Genomic DNA, 18,657 nt, shown 5'->3' on the forward strand with positions numbered 1-18,657 from the left:
CGAATATCGTCAAATATTGCATATTTTCGCTTGACATTTACCCAAAATACTTCTATCTTAAATAATCAAAAGCGTTAACTGTAAATGTCACGACGTTGTGAGGAACAAATTGAGGAGGTTCGGACATGAAAAAATATCTAACTCTAGAAAATGGCGATGTTTTCGTCGGGGAAGCATGTGGAGATTTAGGCGCCGAAATTGACGGTGAACTTGTCTTTACCACCAGCATGACCGGCTATCAGGAAACATTGACCGATCCATCGTACAAGGATCAAATCATCAGCTTCACCTATCCATTGATTGGCAACTATGGAATTTCACTGGGCACCAACCAATCAGACACCGTTCAAGCAGCAGCGGTCATCGTTAAGGAAATGACCGATCAAGTATTTCACTACCAAAGCGTTATCAGCCTCGATGCTTTCTTAAAGCAGTCAAAGGTTCCAGCAATCAGCGGGATTGACACCCGACAGTTAACCAAGATTATTCGCCGCTACGGTACAATGAAGGCCAGCCTGACCAATCAACCAATCGTTGAGAAACCAGAAGCAGACCGCCAAGCATCAATCATCAAATCAGCTACATTGTCCGCTGGCGACGCCAAAGATGTTGAACATGTTGTAGTCGTTGACTTCGGTGTCAAAGATAACATCGTCAAGTCACTACAGCGTCCGGGCGTAGACGTCACTGTCGTAACACCTGAATCGACATTTGAAGATATTGTCAACTTACATCCAACCGGCGTTTTGCTTTCAAATGGCCCTGGCGATCCAACCGACTATTCCGACTTTGTGCCAGTCATCCAAAAGCTTCAAGACAACTTCCCACTATTCGGAATTTGCCTTGGACATCAACTTCTGGCTTTGGCTAACGGCGCCAAAACTTACAAGATGACGTTTGGTCACCGTGGAATCAACCATCCAGTTAAGAATTTAATTACCGGTGATATTTACATCACCTCACAAAACCATGGTTACGCGGTGGATGTTGACTCCGTTAAAGACACGCCACTCGAGGTAACTGCACTGGAAGTCAACGACCAAACGTGTGAAGGCCTGCGCTATCCTGGACGTCCGGTATTCTCAGTTCAATACCATCCAGAAGCTGCACCTGGCCCACACGATGCAACCAAATTGTTTGACGACTTTATCGAAATGATGCACGTAAACGGAGGGGTTCATTAATGCCAAAAAGAGAAGATATTAAAAAAGTATTGATCATCGGCTCAGGTCCAATAGTCATTGGCCAAGCCGCAGAATTTGATTACGCCGGCAGCCAGGCGTGCTTAAGTCTCCGTGAAGAAGGTTACTCAGTAATTTTGGTGAACTCCAACCCAGCCACCATCATGACTGATGACGAAATTGCCGACAAAGTTTACTTGGACCCACTGACGGTTCCAAGCCTTAAGAAAATCATCAAAAAGGAACATCCCGATGCCATCTTACCAACTTTAGGCGGCCAAACTGGTTTGAACCTCGCCGTTGAACTCAGTAAAGACGGTATCTTGGATGAACTTGGAATTGAATTGCTGGGTACCAGCTTACAGACCATCAACGAAGCCGAAGACCGTGAAAAATTCAAGGACTTGATGCAAGAATTACATCAGCCAATCCCTGATTCAAAGACCGTTTATGACCTCCAAGACGGTATAGATTTTGCTCACCAAATCGACTACCCGGTTATCATTCGTCCTGCATACACGTTAGGTGGTACTGGTGGCGGGATTGCCCACAATGACGATGAAATGAAGACCATTTTGAACCGTGGCTTAACAATGTCTCCTTCAACCGAGTGTTTGGTTGAAAAGAGTATTGCCGGCTTCAAAGAAATTGAATTTGAAGTCATGCGTGATCATCATGGCAGTTCAATCATCGTGACTGGAATGGAAAACTTCGACCCCGTGGGTATTCATACCGGCGACTCAATTGTTTTTGCCCCAACTCAAACGTTGACCGACAAGGAATATCAACGACTTCGTGACGCCTCCTTGACCATCGTCAACGCCCTCAAGATCGAAGGCGGCTGCAATGTTCAGTTAGCTCAAGATCCGAACAGTGAAGCTTACTACGTCATTGAAGTCAACCCACGTGTCAGCCGTTCATCAGCCTTGGCATCAAAAGCAACTGGTTACCCAATCGCTAAGATTGCCGCTAAGATTGCGGTTGGTTTGAACCTCGATGAAATCATGAACCCAATAACGCAAACCACGTTTGCGATGTTCGAACCAGCTCTGGATTACGTCGTTGCGAAGATCCCACGTTTTGCCTTCGATAAATTCACAAACGCAGATCGCAAACTAGGAACCCAGATGAAAGCCACCGGAGAAGTCATGGCAATCGGCAGTACCATTGAAGAGTCGCTACTTAAGGCAGTTCAATCATTGGAACTTGATCAACAAGCGCAAACCGACCTGATTCCAACTTATACTCGAAACATGTCGATGGGTGACCTGCTTGAAAAGATCAAAACACCAACTGATTATCGTCTATTTGAAATCTTTGCCGCCATTGGTAAAGGTGCAACTATTCAACAAATCAATCGTTCAACTCAAATCGATATGTATTTCTTATCCAAACTCGAAAACATCATCAAGATGCAACAACAGATGACTGACGGTTTGCTCAGTGCTGATATGGTTTTGAAAGCTCGTAAATTAGGCTTCAACGATACCATGATCAAAGCTATCCATCACGCCACTGACGATGAATTAGTTAAATTAGATAAGATGGAAGATCAACATCTGGTTTATAAGATGGTTGATACTTGTGCCGCCGAATTCGAAAGCACAACGCCTTACTACTATAGTACAGTTGGTAATGAGAATGAGAGTAAGCCACTCGGCAACAGCATCGTAGTTATCGGTGCCGGCCCGATCCGAATCGGCCAAGGGGTTGAATTCGATTACGCAACCGTTCACTGTGTCAAAGCGATTCAAGCTGCGGGATACAATGCCATTATTATCAACAATAACCCAGAAACCGTTTCAACCGACTTTTCAATTTCTGACAAGTTGTACTTCGAACCATTAACGATCGACAGTGTCATGAACATCATCAACTTGGAACAGCCAATCGGCGTCATCGTTGAATTTGGCGGCCAAACTGCCATCAACCTGACTGAAGATTTGACCAAGCATGGTGTTTCAATCCTCGGAACTTCCCTTCACGGAATCGAACAAACCGAAGATCGTCACCAATTTGAAGACCTGTTAATCGACCAAAATATTGCCCATCCAAAGGGTAACACCGCAACCAACGCACCAGAAGCCTTGGAAATTGCCAACAAACTGGGTTACCCAGTCTTAGTTCGTCCAAGTTTCGTCCTCGGTGGTAAAGGTATGGCGGTTGTTCACAACGATGATGAGTTAAATGAATACCTCATCCCTGCCCTTAAAAACAGTCACGGTGAACCAATTCTGATTGACCAATACATCCCTGGAACTGAATGTGAAGTCGACATTCTCAGTGATGGCAATGAAGTCTTTGTCCCTGGAATCATGGAACATCTTGAAGGTGCCGGGATTCATTCAGGTGACTCGATTGCCATGTATCCACCACAGACACTGACCGATGATCAGAAAGAAAAAATCGTGGCCATCGCTACTAAGATTGGTAAACAAGTTCACGCTGTCGGCATGATGAACATTCAATTCATTGTCGCAGATGAAGTATACGTTATCGAAGTGAACCCACGGGCTTCCAGAACTGTGCCATTCATGAGTAAAATCGTGAAATTGCATTTGGCACAGCTGGCAACTCAGTTAATCTTAGGTAAATCATTGGCTGAGATCGGCTTAAAGCCTGGTCTGCATCCAGAACCAACCAAGGTTTATGTTAAAGCGCCAGTCTTCTCATTCGCCAAATTACCGGGTGCCCCAACCGCGTTGAGTCCAGAAATGAAGTCAACTGGTGAAGACATCGGTGCCGGTGATAACCTGCAGGAAGCTTTGCATAACGCACTGTTCGACAGTTACCACATCGATACAAATCACTTGAGTGGCGATGTCCTGCTATCAGAATTTGACGCCAACAATGCCAGCTTGGTTGGCCAATTAAAAGAGAGTGGCTTCGGTATTCAAACCTACCACGAAGGAATGGAATGGCCAACTGATCTCGCCTTCGTCCTAAGTTCAGAAGACGAAACAGCAGATCAAAAACAGTTGGTTGCAAATGCCTTGAGCCATCAAGTACCAGTCTTTACTGCACAAGATACGGTGATGGGTGTGTTTCAACCACAATTGATTAAGTAAAATCGTTTTAGAAATGACAAGCACCCTTGGAGTGGAATTCTCCGAGGGTGCTTGTTTGTTTTGTCCAACTTTTGGTCCAAGTCGAATCACTTGCCCTTCTCTCAAAAACGCGGTTCAATGAATCTGATTAATAGATTGTTGTTGTTTTAGGGGAGGTAATAACATGTTAGACGTTATCAAATCATTGGATCGATTAACTTGGAATACACAGCACCACTTTGCCCACATCGAGGCGCAGCACGACTTCATCCGAGCTTGGGCAATTCAGTTCGAGCTGGGTTACACTGACGTGCGCGTGGTTCAAATGGCCTTACAGCTGGATGGCAAACACCACGATCTACTACAAAAATTCACCGCAGCCTATGAGAAAGTATATGATTATGAATATGCCTTCGTTGCTGGTGGTTTGGAAGGCTTCAATGAAGAATACGGGGATAACATTGAAGATTACCGTGCTGCAGCCAATGAATTTCTGGGCTTGATTGATCAAGTCCGTGAGTTGAATGGCAAGTAAGTGATCCAAATAAAAAGAGCTGTGACAAAACTTGCGTTTTGTTCACAGCCCTTTTGCATTTTTGCTATTATACAGCCAGAACGTGTTCCGAAAGGCTGCTTCCTATGCATAACCGCCTTTCGCCACACTCCTTATTACGCATATGAATTAATCTCATCACGTTTCGAATCCCACGGGAACGTGTACACCACGCCTTCCATGTGCGATTTCGGCACAAATCCCCAGTAACGACTATCGTAGGAGATATTTCGATTGTCACCCATGACAAAGTATTCGCCCTTAGGAACCACGGCGTTTTGCTGGCCCTTACGCCATTTCTTAGAGAGAATCGACAGGTTAAAACCATTGTCGTCAACATTACTCAAAGTTCCGGTCGTCTGCTGCTGGTGGGAAATGAATGGCTGCTGAATGTACTTGCCATTCACGTACAAGTGACCCGTCTTCGTATAAACAATCTTATCGCCAGGCACGCCAATCACCCGCTTGACAAAGTCGGTGTTCGGCTGAGTGTCCGGTGCCAATTTGTATGCGTTGAACACTACCACGGACAGCCGTTTGATTGGCCTGGTTTTTAAAATCACCACGTGTTCGTTATTCTGCAAATTGGGCATCATCGAATCCCCATCTACTCGAACCGGTGAAATAATATAAGTCTTGAGGAACAGTGCCAGTCCCAGCCCAATCGCAATTGGCAGGATCCAGCTGAAGATACTTTTGATAATTTTCATCTTTTCCTCCTATTGTCTGTACTTAGCATGCCTACAAGTGTATGCCTCTTGATCACAATTTTCAACGTACAAAAATAGAAGCCCCAGAGCAATCCAGCTCCAGGGCTTCCATTTGTTATTGATTTTATATTACTAATATAGGTAATAATTAACTAAACGATTTCAAGATGCAGTTGTTGATCCTTAACCCAGTGCATGCCGAGAAGAACTCTGTAAAGCACAACTGAGATGATAGCTGGAACAACGATTCCCATTGCCAAGTATGCAACGAACATGTTCATGTTGGTTGATGCCAAGTTAAGTGGGGCGATGAATGAGTTCAAGCCCAGTCCACCTAATGTGTATGGTACCTTGAAACCAAAGAACATGGTTGCAATTGGTGCAGCCACCACAGCGGCAGTCATTGAAGGAATTGCCAGCCGTGGATTTGCTAGTAAGTTCGGGAATTGAACCTTTGGTGTGATGAAGCCTTGAGCAATGTTGGCACCAATGTTATTTTGACGCCATGAGATAACCGTGAACCCTACGAATTGGGCAGTGGTTCCGATCAATGCGGCCCCTGATGACAATGGATCAAGCATAACGGCAACAGCCAAGGCAGCTGACGATGCTGGCGTCATCAAGAAGAGTGACCAAGCTAAGGCAACGGCCATTGAACCAAGAACAGGGTTAACTTGCATTGATTGAGCGATGAACGCACTCAGCCAGTTAAGCGCTGGCGTGGTGACACTTGCGAGTCCTAAGCCGGCGATTGAACCAACTAAAGTTGAAGCAAGTGGTACTAACATCATATCAAGTGGCGTCTTACCAGTTAAATACTTACCAACTAAGGCAGCGATTAATCCAGCGGCAACGGCACTAATAGGTTGACCAGTTGTAAAGACACCGGTTCCGGCTGCTTGTGCCATTTGGTTACCAGTAGCGGTTGCTGCGTGAACGCCGGATGAAATGAAGTAAACGGCGTTGGCACCAACGGTTGAGGCGATCATGGAACTAAACAGGACCAGTGTGTTGGTTTTTAATTGAGATGCAACAGCGGCACCGAATGCTGGCGCCAGTAACCATTGGGCAATTGCCCCGACCTGATGTAATTGTGGCCAATTCACGAAGTTGGCAATGGTTTGGGTTAAAAGGCCGACCCCTAACATAACTAGGACGGCGTTTGAAACCCCTGCTGAAACTAAGTATACGTAATCTTTGACCGTCAGCTTTTCAGCTGGCTTATTTGCTTCTGTATCCATTGGCATTACCTCGCTTTTTCTATAATTATAATTGCATGAGAACAAAATGATAAAAATGAAATTGTTATCATTTAAACATCGTTACGCGAAGATGTCAACACCCATTTTACAAAAGAATTTTGAGATAAGTATTTAATTCCATATGCCACTTTTTAAGTAAGCGGTAGCATGCTATCAGTGCAGTGGTTAATCTTAGTTAGACAGATTAAGACGACCTTCTTGAATTATCAACAATGAATATTTTTTATTTCCAGATTAATTCTCATTCTTCGTCGTTTTTAAATGAGATTTCTATCATAATGGTGGAATCTAATTGGCCAGACTTACCACCCCATTACCAGATACAGCATGGCCTACCGCACTATATGCTATAATCGATTTAATAATAAGAAAGATCTGGAGATGAAACCATGAGCAAAATCGCAATCGTCACTGATAGCACAGCCAGTCTTTCTAAAGACGAGGTCAACCGGATGGGCAACGTGACGGTCGTCCCAATTGTTGTCAACATGAATGGCACGACCTATCGTGAGGGCATTGATATCACCAATGATCAATTTTACACTGCGCTGACAAAGGCGAAGAAACTACCAACCACTGCTCCACCGACACCGATGGAGATGCTGAAAGTGTACGATGATTTAGTAAACGAAGGCTATGATGAAATTTTGAGCATTCATTTAACCGCTGGAATTACCGGCTTCGTTAACAATCTCAAGACTGTCGTCCGCGGGTATTCGAACGCGAAAGTCCACGTGTATGATTCACACATTACCATTGAGCCACTCGGATACCTGGTAAAATATGCGTCAATGTTAGCTCATCAGGGCAAAGAAATGGCGGAAATCATCCAAAATCTGGACAATATTCGCGCCACCATCGATGAATATTTTGTCGTGGATGACCTAAAGAATCTGGTCACTGGCGGCCGATTGACCAACGCTGCTGCATTTGCTGGGGGCCTGCTTCGAATCAAACCACTATTAACATTGAATGATCAGCACCAAATTGTGGCTATTGGCAAGATCCGCACCATGAAAAAGGCCCTCAAGTACCTGGATGATGAATTCAACACCCAGTATCAAAAACTGGATTATCCGGTGCACGTCATGATGACTGGTACCAACAATTTACCTGCTGTCCAAAAATGGTGCGATTCAATTAAACCAAAATATCCAAATGCCAGCTTCCAAGTCGGCCAAATTGGACCAGTCGTCAGGACGCACATCGGCTCCAACGCTTTTGTCATTTTATGGTGCAGGCAAGTTCCTGAATTACAGGTTTGAAAGCGGTTAGGCGTTGGGCGTTGAGTAAGGTATAATATCCTTAATACCCAAACTCGTTTACAGTATTGAAGGGAGAAATTTCATGCTTAGTTATTTTGCACTTATCACCCTGGTTAAGCTGTCAGGTTTACTGATTCCATTTATCTGGCTGCTGGTTATTGCAGACCGCCGGGGTCGCACATACGGGACTTTAGCCATCGTGCTATTGTTCATCGTAAGTTATGTCAATACGTACTTTAATCTACCGGATCTCGCTTACCCATCCTTAATCGATGGCTGGCTGATGTGGTTCATCTTCGGAATGATCGTCGTCGCTGCTTTACGTCGATTCCTGTATTCACCAAATGCTGAGGTTGCACGAACGTCTCAAGCTGGTGACGGGATCATTGGTCAGATTGTCCAGCGATTCACAGGTGCCTTTGGCTGGTTGGGTAAAATCGCCATGGTCGTCGTCCTCGCTGTGGTTGTCTTCATTATCCTGGGAAGTATCACTTCTCTGGTAACCCAGATGAATCCCCGTCCGGCCGTTCAATCCATCCAAACGGATATGAACGATGACACTAAAGGTGCCCCAATGCCAGTCATCAAGAACAGTGCCGAAACGCCAGTGGTTAACGCACCGCAGACCATTTCAACTGATATGAACAACTCACTGAACAGTTTCAAGAACTCCAACGTGTATGATTTGAATCACATGCGAGTTCAAATGTACAAGGGCAAGATGGTTTACGTTGCCCCAGTTGAATTCTCAGGTGGCTTCTGGCGTTACATTCATTATTTGAAAGTACCCGGTTACTTTAGAACCAATGCTACTGACAAGAATGCCGATCCAAAATTTGTCGCCAAACCGATGAAGTACACGCCAAGTGCCTACTTCAACAATGATGCTGACCGTCGAATCAGTGCCCACAGCTTGGGTTATTCAATGGTTGGTGCTACTGCTCAACTGGAAATTGACGACAACGGAACACCTTACTATGTTCGGACTTTAGCCAAACCAATTTCCTACATTAACCGGAATTATGATTACAGCCACTATAAGGTCGCTGTTTTAAACACGATTACCGGTAAAGTTAAAGTATACACACCTAAGAAGGTCCCAAAGTTCGTTGATATCGCCGTTACACCTGAATTTGTGAGTCAGGAAGTTTCATTATTTGGCCGTTATCGTCACGGTTTCTGGAACGCAACCAGCTTTGGTGGTCATAGTGGTGTTATGAAGCCCACAACTGCCGGAACTGAAGGTGGCGACAAGCTGACACCATATGCTTACAAGGGTCGGGTCTACTACTTCACTGGAATGACCAGTGTGAACGAACACCAGAGCTCAATTCTGGGTTACACGTTCGTCGATGCTCGGACCAATACCCTTCATTACTATCGTGAGCATGGTAACGTCATGACACCTGAGCGAGCAATCTCATATGCGCAACAGGATATCAACCCACAGAACTACCGTGGGACTTTGCCACTGCTGTACAGAATTAATGGTGATCCAACTTGGGTTGTTTCGATGCTTGATCGGGATAATAACTCATTTATGAAATACGTTTACCTGCTGGCTGATGGGAATAACCAAAGCGGCACTTACGCGATTGGTGATGATGCCCAAAGCACCTTGGCTCTCTTCGAACAACGAGTTGAAGCCAAGACTGGTGTCACGGCAACTATTCCAACCGGTAAGACCGTTAACGGTACCATCAACCGAGTCGTTCGAACGGATGACAGCCTGCTGTTTATCCTGAAGAACAATAATCAGGTTTACAAGATTGATACCAGTGCCAAGAACTTCAACCCATTGCTTCAGTTCATCGCTGAAGGCGACCGAGTCAGTTTCAAGGCAGAAGCAATTGGCGACAATGGTCTGGCAACGGCGAATGTTTCACTTTCGACGTTTAAGGATGCTTCATTGACTGCCAAGAAATAGTTTCAAATGAAAAAGTCGCCATCGAAAACCAGTTTGTGAATTGGTTTTTGATGGCGACTTTTTTGTTGTGTTTAGCTGGTTTGTTTCGCAAACTTGTCATGTTCCAACTTTTGTGCCCAAATATTAATCAGCAGGGAAATGATCATCAAGATTAACGACAGCCACATGATATTATGGAGTCCATTATACAAAATCATCCGCATCTGCGGTAACAGGTGATGCGGCAATGCACCACTACTGGAGGCATCACTCAATTCGTTCATCATTTTCATCGTAATCGAACCACCAGACTTGTTAACCCCATCACGGAGCGCATTATTCATGATAATTCCAAAAATCGATGCGGTAAAAGTCTGACTGAGCATCCGGATTAGGAAACTAAAAGACGTCGCGATCGGAATATCAGTCGGATTAGCATCCTGTTGAACCTTGACCTGTAATTCATTGAAACAGGCACCATTACCGAAGCCTTCAAATGCCCCGGCGATCAACAATACCCAGTAAGGTGTTTGCACACCGGAAACGACCATGATAATAAACGATATCATCAGCATGACGATTCCCGCCGCAATCACGCGTTGTGGGGTGAGGAAATTCCGCATTGGCGCAACGGCTTCCGACCCAATAAAATCCGTAAAAGCACCTGGAATCTGTGTGGCCCCACCAATCAAGGCGGAGGTTGCCAATAATCCCTGCGCCCACATCGGACTATAAATCAGAAACGCGATGAAGGCGCCCCAGATCAGAGTGAACAAAACAAAATCAATCATCAAAGGTAGATTTCTAAACAATCGACTAGGAATAATTGGATCATCAACGTTTTCTTCCAGTACCGCCATGACGATTAAGATAATAATTGCAAATGCAATCACAGCGAGAACCAAGATCAAGCTGGCATTGCCGATCATTTCAATTCCTGCCAACAAGCTGACCAAACCAATTGTCATCATGATCGCACCTCGATAATCAACCGCTTGGGTTTGGCGAGTTTCATGACTGACCTTGTAATAAATCTGAACCAAAATAATTGAGATTAAGCCAATCGGCACATTTAGATAGAACACCCAATGCCAACTGAAGGTATCAACGATGTAACCACCAACTAGTGGCCCAATGATCGTTGCCATACTATAACTGGCCGAAACGAAGCCGAGAACCTGCATTCGTTTCCGTGGATTCTTGTACATCCTGGCATAGATGATATACGGGAGGGAAACGGTTCCCCCATTCCCAATTCCCATCAATGTTCTGGCAAGAATCAGGAAAACAATATTGGGTGCCATCCCTTGAAGAAATGAGCCAATCACAAACAAGGTAGCGGCCAACTGGTAGCTGCGCTTGTTGCCAATGTGCTCTCCCAATTTACTCCATAAAGGGGTGCTGACCGCAGTCCCGAGCAGGAAAACGGCAACAATCCACCCCATTAATTCAATTCCGTGGAGATCGGATATAATTGCTGGTAATGCAGTATTGATGGTTGTGTTGTCCAGTCCACTCATTGCGTTTGACAGCAACAGTGCGCAAGTCACAATCATGATATCGCGTTTAGACAAGATCTTCTCCTCTTTCTTATAAAAGTCACTCTTTCTATACTACAACTTTTATGGCTGAATAAGAAAGGTAGGATTTTGAAAATCACGCAAAAAACGTTTCCCAACGGCAATTAAAATACGTTGGAAAACGTTTTGTTTTGGCATTATTTAACAGCATCAATCACAAATAATTTCGAATTAAAGTCAGCCGATTGACCAGTTCCGTGGGTTTCATGAAGAATGTCACTCACAAACAATCCGGCGTTCATCAGTTCATCGCCGTAGAACTGTTCACTGCCACCATTCACTGTGTACTTAGTGTCCGGATCAAGTCCTTTAATATATAAACGAATATAACCGGTATGTGGTCGATTCAAGATTTGGTAACGAGCAGCGATCGCGTGCTGTTTGTCGTCGCTAACGACTTCCCAGCTCATGACGTTGCCGTTTTTAAATGGATTCTCGATTCGATAAAATTTCCCGAACTGGAACAACTTGCGGTGCTCATTATAGAATGCCGTCTGCTCTTTGACTTGCTGCTGTTCTTCAGAGGACATCTTGGTGATATCCAATTCGTAACCGAAATCACCGAAGTAGGCAACGTTGGCGCGAGTCTTCAGTGAAGTGATCCGACCAACTTGATCATTTGGGACAGCTGAGACATGGGCACCCATCATCATTTGCGGGTAACCATACGAGGTGCCAAACTGAATCAGCATTCGTTCCACGGCATCGGTATCATCGCTGGTCCAAGCTTGAGGCGCATAATACATCATCCCCAAGTCAAAGCGACCACCACCTGATGAGCAGGATTCAAACAGGACATCCGGATAGGCTTTGACCAGTCGATCATAAAGTTGGTAAACTCCGAGAATGTATCGATGCGGCATCTCCAGTTGATCATCGGCACTCAACTTACTGCTATAAGTCTCGGTGATATTGCGGTTCATATCCCACTTGATGTAATCGAGTTTAGTCATATCAATGATCTTGCTCATGGCATCAAAGAGATAATCAACCACTTCTGGACGGGTCATGTCGAGGACAAATTGGCGACGTTCTGGTGACGCATGACGCCCAGGCGCATTAATCAGCCAATCTGGATGTTCTTTATACAATTCGCTATCGATTGAAATCATTTCCGGTTCAAACCACAACCCGAACTTTAATCCCAGTTCATGAATTTGGTTGGCAAACTTATCAAAGCCGCTCGGGAATTTTGGCTGATTGACAAACCAATCACCCAAGGAACTATTATCCGCATTCCGATGACCAAACCAGCCATCGTCCAGCACGAACATTTCCAGTCCCAATTTCTTGGCGGTTTTGGCAAAATCAAGCAGCTTATTTTCATCGAAGTCCATGAAAGTAGCTTCCCAATTGTTAATCAGGGTTGGCCGTTCTTCATGTGCAAATCGTTGGTTAACCAGATGATTCTGGTAGAAGGCACCCATTTGTTGGCTCAACTGGTTCATACCGGCATCGGTATAGCTCAAAACGGCTTCCGGTGTCTGAAACTTATCACCAGGCTTGAGGTTCCAGGCAAATTCGGCTGGATTAATCCCCACAATCACCCGACTGGTATCATACTGGTCGACTTGAATTTGATCGGCAAAATTACCCGAGTATACCAAGTTGAAGCCAAAGACTGAGCCGCTGGCGTCATCTGTATTAGGACGAGCCAACATCATAAATGGATTCTGCTGGTGACTGGAAGTCCCCCGCAGGCTACTGATGCTTTGAACGCCTGAACGCAGATGAGTTCTAATCATGTGTCGTTCCCGTGACCAAGCCCCAGAGAATTGAATGAAATCATAATCAGCATCCGGCAAATCCAGTTGAGCACTGGCGGCGGAATTCAAGGTTAATTTTTCATTGCCCTGGTTCTGGAACTCGGCACTGCGGATAATCACATCTTGATGTGGAAAAATCGTGTAGTTCAGATGAAGCACTAAACCCAACAATTTATCTCTGAGTGAGATGGTCAACGTCTGGGCATCATCATTATCATCATCGAACGTTGAAGGCAGTCCAGCTAGTCGCCGCTTGCCGTCAACCAATTCGTAACTTTCATACTTAAATTCAGTAATCCGGCTGCCGTTCGCTTGGGTTACTTGATAAGCAGGATAGCGGAAATCACCTTTCCCCAGGCTGGCATATTCCTGCTTAATGGTCTGCAGCTGAAAATCGTTTTGCTGAAGGCTTAATGCAACAGATGCGTTATGCCATTCTCTGGTCGTCAGGTTATCATATGACGACTTGGAATGAACTCGTTTGCCGTAATACACCTGGCCAAGTTCACCGTTTTCCATCACTTGAAAGATGTAGCTGGTATGGTCCGTCTGTAAATGAAACAGAAGATTTTGATCTTCAATTCTAATTGCCACGTTTATCAATCCCTTTTCAGTTTTTGTTAAGCGTTATTTCTGATCAGTATCATCTGATTTTTCTTCAGGCTTGGACAATGTCAGCAAGTCATCTCCATGGTTAACGTCGCCTGATTCAGTGACATACTTGAAGTCTTTAATATCTTTGTAGTTGTTAATAACCACCATGACAGTATCATCATGACCGGCCTTCTTGATAGCTGGATCCCAGAATTCGATCAATTGTTGACCTTGGGTAACGTGCTGCCCTTTATCAACGTATTGAACAAATCCAGTACCACGCATTTCAACAGTCCCAATTCCAATGTGAATCAACGTTAAAATACCGCTGTCTGAACGAAGACCAATTGCATGACGGGTTGGGAAGGTTGCTTCAACAGTTCCGTCAAATGGGGCATAAACCTTACCATCTGATGGCTTGATGGCAAATCCTTTACCCATAGTTCCTGAAGCAAAGTTCTTGTCAGAAACATCTGATAAAGCAATCATCGTTCCGCTGATAGGAGCAGTGTAGGTGGTATCTTTGGCAACATCTTTAACAATGTCAGCCATTGATTCTTCACCATTGGTTTCCAAATGCTCGTTCCAAGTCTTTTCAAGCTCATCAACGATCTTGGCATGTTCCTTTTCATCCAAGGTAACCTTCTTGAAGAAAATGAAGGTTCCACTCAAGATGAGTAATGCAGGAACACCAAACATGAATAATTTGAAAATCATTTGGCCATGCGGGGTAATGTCTCCAGCAGTTGCGCCGGCAGTCATTCCTGCAAGCACAGCAGCGATACCAACAACCCAGTTGGAAAGCGCCCCACCTAATTTATCAAGCAGTGGCCGAACAGCTAAGGTTAGTGATTCGTCACGGTGACCAAACTTCAACTGGCCGTATTCAACTGAATCACTCAAGATCATCAAAACAACTAAGAAGATCAGTGGTTGTGGAATATAGAAGAGAATTGCGGCAAGCAATACAAGTGGCAATGAGGTCCCTGCAAATGTGAACAGGATCAGTGAGATTGCCATGATCCCAACAGATAGGAAGAAAACGTTTCGACGACTGTATTTTTGAGCCAATGGTGGGAATAAAAGAACTGAAATGATTCCGATGACCATGTTCAATGAAGCCAATACGGAGAACTCGCCTGGCTTACCCATAATGTAAGTGAAGTAGTACAGTTCAAGTGAGTTAGTGATCGCAATTCCTGAAGTGTACAGACCATAAGTTAATGATAACCACATCAACTGGTCGTTTCTGCCCAACACCTTGAACACATCACGCATCCGGGTCTTCTCAGTGTTTTTCCGAAGTAATGAATCATTTTCTTTGGTTCCCATGGCAACCACCACAGCTGATAACCAGGAAATCAACCCAATGATGGCACCAAATGCAAACCAGCCACGCATGTCACCTTGGCCATGATTAGCATTGACTGAGAAGAAGACAACCAATGGCATCACGATAACACCAACAATGTTGGCACCAATGTTAGATCCAACCCGGGCAAAGGTAGCCGTCTTTTCACGTTCTGCCGAATCAAACGAAATGGCTGGGATCATTGACCAGAAACCAACATCCTTAAATGAATAGAAGATATCCATGGTGATATACAAAACACCAAAGATTAAGAGGTAAAGCAATGGGTTGGATTGGTTCAAACCACCCATGTTAGTGAATAAAATAGCTAACGTAATTGAACCGATAGTACCACCAGCAAGGATCCAAGGCTTAAAATGACCCCACTTGGTTTCAGTATTATCAATTGTGTTTCCAATAAATGGATCAATCGCTAATTCGACAAACCGTAAAAGCGAAATAATCGTAGTGATATAAAAGATCATCTTATCATTTTGTCCACCAGCACTCTTATCGAACAAATGCGAGGTGACAAACATAATAAAGTATGTGGATAATGTCGCATAGAACATGTCATGACCGAACGCACCAAAGGAGTACGACAGTCGTGAAGTAATTCTGCGACCAGTAGTAACACTGCTATTACTTGCCATAAATGTAAGCCTCCAAAAATTAATTTTAAAAAATAATTGCTATCTGTAATGTAAACGTTTACAGTTAAATTGTCAATTAGTTTTAATAAAACATCGTAGATATTTATTAAAACTTTTAATTGAGTTTAACGAGATTTAAATCGAATCAATTGAGGGGTGATAATGCATGGCTACAATTAAAGATATTTCCAAATTAGCACAAGTCTCTCCGGGAACGGTGTCGCGGGCATTGAGCCCAGATAAAAGTGAGTACGTTGCCAAGGAAACTCGTGATAAGGTCCGGCGAGTAGCTGACAAGCTCGGATACAAATACTCGCTGTTACCCAAGCCAGACAAGAATCAGTTGAATTTTGCGCTCATGACCACCTTAACCCTTGAGGAAGAAACTCGAGATGAGTACTGGCGTTTTCTCCGCCGAGGGGTTTATGAAGCGGCTGAATCCCAGAACATTAATATCAAACGCGTCATCAGAATGGATGGGGGCATTGAACCTAAAGATTTCTTGGACTATGACGCAATTTTAATTGTTGGCACCATTTCCAAAAAAGCCATCCACGAAATCATGAAATTCAATCAAAACGTGGTGGTGGTTGATGGTGGCAGCTATGATGATGACATTGTGGATGTCGTGGACACTAATCTGGTGGAAAACACTTATAAAGCCTTAACAAAGATGAATCAAAAATGTCACAAGATCGGCTTCATCGGCGGATCAAGACACGAAACCAATTTAGATGGCAGTATTGGTAACAACATTGAAGATGCCCGTACTTTAGGCTACCAGCAGTGGTGTACCATCAATCGTCACCAGCCAATTATGAAATTAACCAATTGGACTACTAAAGCGTCGATGGAAGCAACTGACGACCTATTGAATCAATATGGTAATCAGCTTGATGGTCTATTGGTTGCTTCTGATCCGCTTGCAATTGGGGTCATGAAGGGATTGGCCAAGCACAATGTCATCCCTGGAAAAGATCTGCAATTAGTCAGCTTTGATGATTTGGAGTTCGCATCGTATCTAACGCCTTCTCTGACCAGTATCTGGTTGCCAAAAGTAGAACTTGGTTACGCGGCAGTATTGCATGCCGAAACGTTGGTCAAATTCCCTCGGACTTGGCATGTGAGAACGATTCTCCCAGGAAAATTCCATTATCGAGAATCATTCAATCTGGATTGACTATTTCTTATCAATTCCCAATTTTTGTTGTTGAGGTACAATAATTCGTTTCCAAATACTCTTCAATATGATGTAACCAAAGATAACACCAACCAAGGCGCTCAAGAAGAAGCTGGGGATAAACAGATAAATCGCCCCTGTTGTTCCCATCATCCAGCTGGCAATTGGGTAAGCCACAATCGCACCAATGATCCCAGTTCCAATCAACTCACCGAATGCGGCGATAATCAGTTGGTTGGTTTTCTGAAATAACCACCCAACACAGAATGCCCCAATCATGCTCCCTGGAAAAGCTAGGACCGTTCCGGTGCCCAACAAATTCCGAATTAATGAAGTGATAAATGCTTGGGTAACTGCCCACCACGGGCCAACCAAGACACCGGAAACCAAATTAATCAAATGCTGCATTGGTGCAACTTTGGCGACACCAACCGTAAATTCAAACATACTGCCGCCAACCACGCCAATTGCGGATAGGATCGCAGTTAATACCATCTTATAAGTCATATTTCTCTGCATAAAAAGCCTCCTTTCGTCTGATAACAAAAGGAGGCTTTTCGCTTCGCTTAACACTTTCCTACGCTGGCGCTAACCAGATCAGGTTCTAAGGGTCCGTCAAAGTTCCGTCTCAGCCAAATGGCTCCCCTAATGTTATCTCGTATTTAATTCAAGCACTTCATTAAGTATAACCGAAAACAATTTGCTTGTCGGGAATTTGGCATGTCAACTTTGCTGTCGCTGCTGAACTGCTGTATGAACGGCTTCAATGACCGGCTGAACCGGCATCCGCTGACCTGTCCATTCCAAAAATGAACCGGCAGCTTGATTAACCAGCATCCCAATCCCGTTGTATGTATGACTGCCTTGTTGTTTGGCGGCACGGATGAATGGTGTCTCAAGTGGAAAGTAAATGGCGTCGGTGACAATGTGCTGGGGAGTCAGGTGAGAAATGACAGCTTTGCTGACTGGTGTCGATTGATCACCTGCCATGCCAACATTCGTGGAATTTGCGACAATTTGACTTTCATCAAAAGCTTGAGCAATCATCGACTCATCTTCATAAGGCAAGACTTCAACTACATCCGACCAACTCTCCAACTGCTCCTTGCGAGACTCAAAAATGTCATTGGTCCGCTTAAATACATAGACTTTCTGGGCACCGGCATCAACTGCAGCTGAAATGATTGCCCGACCCGCACCACCAGAACCCAGTACTGTCACAACCTTCTCATCAATAGTGATATCATCTTGCTTCAACGAATCTACCCAACCCTGACCATCTGTGCTGTCCCCAACCAGTCGGCCATCACGATTAATCACCGTATTAACGGCTTGCAAGCGCTCGGCTCGCGGCGTAATTTCATCAAGTAGTGGAATGACGTCGGTTTTCAAAGGCATCGACAAATTAAACCCGCCGATGTTCATGGCACGCATGGCTGCTAAACTGTCTGGAAGCCCATCAGATGTGACATCAAACGCCAAATAAACACCATTGATGCCGGTAACTTTAAAGCTGGTGTTGTGAATCAGCGGTGACAAGCTGTGTGCAGCCGGATGTGCCAGTAAACCGAATAATTTTGTATGTCCATCAATCATCTAAACCCCTCCA

At 44.4% G+C, this 18,657-nt stretch carries 13 protein-coding genes and 1 riboswitch; of the genes, 6 read left to right on the forward strand and 7 right to left on the reverse strand.

Annotation, left to right across the window (positions count from 1 at the left end; all coding sequences use genetic code 11):
• Positions 1–125: 125 nt before the first annotated feature.
• The 3 genes from FD05_RS05585 to FD05_RS05595 all read left to right on the forward strand — a co-directional run bounded on the left by FD05_RS05585 (position 126) and on the right by FD05_RS05595 (position 4,763).
• Positions 126–1,184 carry a carbamoyl phosphate synthase small subunit gene (locus tag FD05_RS05585; protein WP_020280579.1) on the forward strand — a complete coding sequence of 353 codons (1,059 nt, stop codon included), beginning with the start codon at positions 126–128 and terminating at the stop codon, positions 1,182–1,184.
• The gene (gene carB / locus FD05_RS05590; protein WP_020280578.1) at positions 1,184–4,249 is read left to right on the forward strand and encodes a carbamoyl-phosphate synthase large subunit; all 3,066 of its coding nucleotides are present in this window, start codon (positions 1,184–1,186) and stop codon (positions 4,247–4,249) included. The genes FD05_RS05585 and carB overlap by 1 nt, the downstream gene beginning before the upstream one ends.
• 163 nt (positions 4,250–4,412) lie before the next feature.
• Entirely contained in the window at positions 4,413–4,763 is a 351-nt protein-coding gene (locus FD05_RS05595; protein WP_020280577.1) for a hypothetical protein, read from the forward strand.
• Between the two features lie 134 nt (positions 4,764–4,897).
• Here FD05_RS05595 and lepB read toward each other — a convergent pair whose 3' ends face one another.
• Positions 4,898–5,491, reverse strand: a complete 594-nt coding sequence (gene lepB / locus FD05_RS05600) for a signal peptidase I (RefSeq protein ID WP_020280576.1) — start codon at positions 5,489–5,491, stop codon at positions 4,898–4,900.
• 152 nt (positions 5,492–5,643) lie between these two features.
• Positions 5,644–6,732, reverse strand: coding sequence for a PTS sugar transporter subunit IIC (locus FD05_RS05605; RefSeq protein WP_039932537.1), 1,089 nt, complete (start codon positions 6,730–6,732; stop codon positions 5,644–5,646).
• A 410-nt stretch (positions 6,733–7,142) separates the two neighbouring features.
• Here FD05_RS05605 and FD05_RS05610 point away from each other — a divergent pair, with 410 nt between their 5' ends.
• Both FD05_RS05610 and FD05_RS05615 read left to right on the forward strand, forming a co-directional pair.
• Positions 7,143–8,018 carry a DegV family protein gene (locus FD05_RS05610; RefSeq protein ID WP_020280574.1) on the forward strand — a complete coding sequence of 292 codons (876 nt, stop codon included), beginning with the start codon at positions 7,143–7,145 and terminating at the stop codon, positions 8,016–8,018.
• A gap of 82 nt (positions 8,019–8,100) precedes the next feature.
• Complete coding sequence (locus tag FD05_RS05615; RefSeq protein WP_020280573.1) at positions 8,101–9,945, forward strand: hypothetical protein; 1,845 nt, start codon at positions 8,101–8,103, stop codon at positions 9,943–9,945.
• A 71-nt stretch (positions 9,946–10,016) separates the two neighbouring features.
• On the opposite strand, the gene FD05_RS05620 is transcribed toward FD05_RS05615, so the two are convergent.
• From FD05_RS05620 to FD05_RS05630, 3 genes are all read right to left on the reverse strand, one after another.
• A complete protein-coding gene (locus FD05_RS05620; RefSeq protein WP_020280572.1) occupies positions 10,017–11,498 on the reverse strand; it encodes an MFS transporter in 1,482 nt (493 codons plus the stop codon).
• Between the two features lie 143 nt (positions 11,499–11,641).
• Positions 11,642–13,864, reverse strand: a complete 2,223-nt coding sequence (locus tag FD05_RS05625; RefSeq protein WP_020280571.1) for an alpha-galactosidase — start codon at positions 13,862–13,864, stop codon at positions 11,642–11,644.
• 33 nt (positions 13,865–13,897) lie between these two features.
• A complete protein-coding gene (locus FD05_RS05630) occupies positions 13,898–15,868 on the reverse strand; it encodes a sugar MFS transporter (RefSeq protein WP_039932535.1) in 1,971 nt (656 codons plus the stop codon).
• Positions 15,869–16,034: 166 nt separating this feature from the next.
• Here FD05_RS05630 and FD05_RS05635 point away from each other — a divergent pair, with 166 nt between their 5' ends.
• Positions 16,035–17,048 (forward strand): LacI family DNA-binding transcriptional regulator, encoded by a 1,014-nt coding sequence (locus FD05_RS05635; RefSeq protein ID WP_020280569.1) that lies wholly within the window; start codon positions 16,035–16,037, stop codon positions 17,046–17,048.
• On the opposite strand, the gene thiW is transcribed toward FD05_RS05635, so the two are convergent.
• Both thiW and aroE read right to left on the reverse strand, forming a co-directional pair.
• Positions 17,049–17,567, reverse strand: a complete 519-nt coding sequence (thiW, locus tag FD05_RS05640; RefSeq protein WP_020280568.1) for an energy coupling factor transporter S component ThiW — start codon at positions 17,565–17,567, stop codon at positions 17,049–17,051. It abuts the gene before it with no gap.
• A 38-nt stretch (positions 17,568–17,605) separates the two neighbouring features.
• Positions 17,606–17,705, reverse strand: a riboswitch (TPP riboswitch).
• Positions 17,706–17,771: 66 nt separating this feature from the next.
• Entirely contained in the window at positions 17,772–18,644 is an 873-nt protein-coding gene (aroE, locus tag FD05_RS05645) for a shikimate dehydrogenase (RefSeq protein WP_020280567.1), read from the reverse strand.
• Positions 18,645–18,657: the final 13 nt, after the last annotated feature.

It is taken from the genome of Lentilactobacillus otakiensis DSM 19908 = JCM 15040, assembly GCF_001434145.1.
Classification (GTDB): Bacteria; Bacillota; Bacilli; order Lactobacillales; family Lactobacillaceae; genus Lentilactobacillus; species Lentilactobacillus otakiensis.

Bases quoted from the DNA above. Each gene is read 5' to 3' on its own strand.
- FD05_RS05635 (WP_020280569.1), top strand. From the start codon at position 16,035: ATGGCTACAATTAAAGATATTTCCAAATTAGCACAAGTCTCTCCGGGA.
- FD05_RS05615 (WP_020280573.1), top strand. From the start codon at position 8,101: ATGCTTAGTTATTTTGCACTTATCACCCTGGTTAAGCTGTCAGGTTTA.
- FD05_RS05585 (WP_020280579.1), top strand. From the start codon at position 126: ATGAAAAAATATCTAACTCTAGAAAATGGCGATGTTTTCGTCGGGGAA.
- FD05_RS05610 (WP_020280574.1), top strand. From the start codon at position 7,143: ATGAGCAAAATCGCAATCGTCACTGATAGCACAGCCAGTCTTTCTAAA.
- aroE (WP_020280567.1), bottom strand. From the start codon at position 18,644: ATGATTGATGGACATACAAAATTATTCGGTTTACTGGCACATCCGGCT.
- thiW (WP_020280568.1), bottom strand. From the start codon at position 17,567: ATGCAGAGAAATATGACTTATAAGATGGTATTAACTGCGATCCTATCC.
- FD05_RS05605 (WP_039932537.1), bottom strand. From the start codon at position 6,732: ATGGATACAGAAGCAAATAAGCCAGCTGAAAAGCTGACGGTCAAAGAT.
- FD05_RS05630 (WP_039932535.1), bottom strand. From the start codon at position 15,868: ATGGCAAGTAATAGCAGTGTTACTACTGGTCGCAGAATTACTTCACGA.
- carB (WP_020280578.1), top strand. From the start codon at position 1,184: ATGCCAAAAAGAGAAGATATTAAAAAAGTATTGATCATCGGCTCAGGT.
- FD05_RS05595 (WP_020280577.1), top strand. From the start codon at position 4,413: ATGTTAGACGTTATCAAATCATTGGATCGATTAACTTGGAATACACAG.
- lepB (WP_020280576.1), bottom strand. From the start codon at position 5,491: ATGAAAATTATCAAAAGTATCTTCAGCTGGATCCTGCCAATTGCGATT.